The organism is Bacillus sp. MYb78, from assembly GCF_002975115.1.
GTDB lineage: Bacteria > Bacillota > Bacilli > Bacillales > Bacillaceae_G > Bacillus_A > Bacillus_A cereus.
Genome location: NZ_PCOB01000071.1, coordinates 1 through 1,739, shown reverse-complemented (window position 1 = coordinate 1,739; position 1,739 = coordinate 1). Strand labels below are relative to the sequence as shown.

The following is a 1,739-nucleotide window of genomic DNA, read 5'->3' as shown; positions in this document are numbered from 1 at the left end:
AGACCTGCGGTAGTATGTCAACTGAGAAATAACAAAGTTTAAAGTTGTCAAAGGTCAATTTGTTTAAAAAAGGCATCACGAAACTAAACCAGTAACGAATGTAATTTACTGGAAAATAATGAAAGGTAGCGATGACAAAAATTTATGTCATTCTTTCACACACCTTCCTGGCGTAAAAAGTTGGTGGCTACGTAGTAGCGCATCCACCAATCGCACAAATTTTCTTGCGGTTAGAACGAGTGCACGTTTGTGTTGATGTTTTGGTACTTCATTATATTTTTTCACGTAATACTCTTGATAATCTGATACATGCTTTCTTACTGAATTGGCGGCTTCAACTAAGTAATAACGCAAGTAATGATTACCTGTACGGGATAATGAAGTATCTTCGGCTGTAAAACGACCGGATTGGTGCTTTCGCCAGTATAATCCAGCGTATTTGGCTATTTTTGTTTCATCGTCAAATCTTTCGATTTGGCCAATTTCAGCAATGATACCGGCAGCGAAAACAGGACCTACTCCAGGAATAGATTCAAGTGTTTGGGTCAAACCAGCCATGATTTTTTTAATAGACTTTTCTAATTCCTTGATTTGTTGTTGAAACGTACGAATGACTGCGATGGATGTACCTAAGATGACATCTATTGAATCTTCTACAACCTTATCCAAGCGATAAGAAGCTTTCACAGCTTTTTGAATGGATGCTGCTACGCATTTTGGATCACCAAAACGGTTTCGACTTTTTTCCTGTAGGAACTCAGCGAGTTCTTCTAAAGGCATATTAGCGAGTTCCTCTAAGCTGAATTTTTCAAGAAATAGTTCTGTCATGGCGCTACCAAATACGGAAGTATCCACCTCTTGTGAAAATGTATTACATTTAAAACTTAGGTGTTGAAGAAAGTGTTGTTTTTCTTTCGTTAACATTTTGACAAGTTGGTATCGTGATCTTGTTAATTGCTGCAGTGCCACGTACTGACTTTCTTTTACGATAGACATTTGATTACGGCCAAATCGTAAGTAATCAGCAATGACAAAGGCATCAATCTCATCGGTTTTATTCATGTCAGAATAGCTTTTCTTAAAATTTGCGACTTGTTTTGGGTTTAGGAGAAATACTTTTGCTCCAAAACGCTGTAAATCTATATCATGGTGAAGAAACATAGAAGGATGAAAGCTGTAAACAGAGGTGGATTCTAGACCAATCTTAAGGATGTCGACCTCTTTACCCGCAATACACTGTAATAATTTTTCTTTGAGTGTAGTAGCTCCTGGTAGGTCATTACTGACCGAAAAAGAATCCAGTTTTTCTCCGTCACCATTTAAAAAGCAAACTTTCATATCAAACGAACTTACATCTAAACCAACAAATAATCTCATGTAAGAGACCCCCCTTCTATATTAGAATCATTTCTTGGACGTCTCGAGATATCTCTAGTGTGTACGCCGACCAACAACCTCGTGTATGAGAGCTAGTCCTGAATCGAAAGCCGCCCTAGAGCTACTATCATCTAGGTTCGAGGGTCAGGCTGCTCAGCCTGCGAGTAAGGAGTCCCGCGCGTTCACTGAGAAACACTCTTCAAATGTGGTAAATCCACAGGAGGTGAAAGAATTGTCCCAAATGATCCTAAAATCATTATCTAGAAATATCTTGAGACGTCCAAGTATTTTTATTTATAGGGCTCTTATTAAGAAGAAAATCTAAGCCAGTAATAGGGCTTAAATATTAATATACGAGGAGG

1 protein-coding gene is annotated in these 1,739 nt (G+C 38.2%); it reads right to left on the bottom strand.

The genetic code is table 11. The features are described from left to right. Window positions 1-147 precede the first annotated feature (147 nt). Window positions 148-1,377, bottom strand: coding sequence for an IS110 family RNA-guided transposase (locus CQ064_RS33045; RefSeq protein ID WP_001236353.1), 1,230 nt, complete (start codon window positions 1,375-1,377; stop codon window positions 148-150). Window positions 1,378-1,739 lie beyond the last annotated feature (362 nt).

Bases quoted from the DNA above. Each gene is read 5' to 3' on its own strand.
- CQ064_RS33045 (WP_001236353.1), bottom strand. From the start codon at position 1,377: ATGAGATTATTTGTTGGTTTAGATGTAAGTTCGTTTGATATGAAAGTT.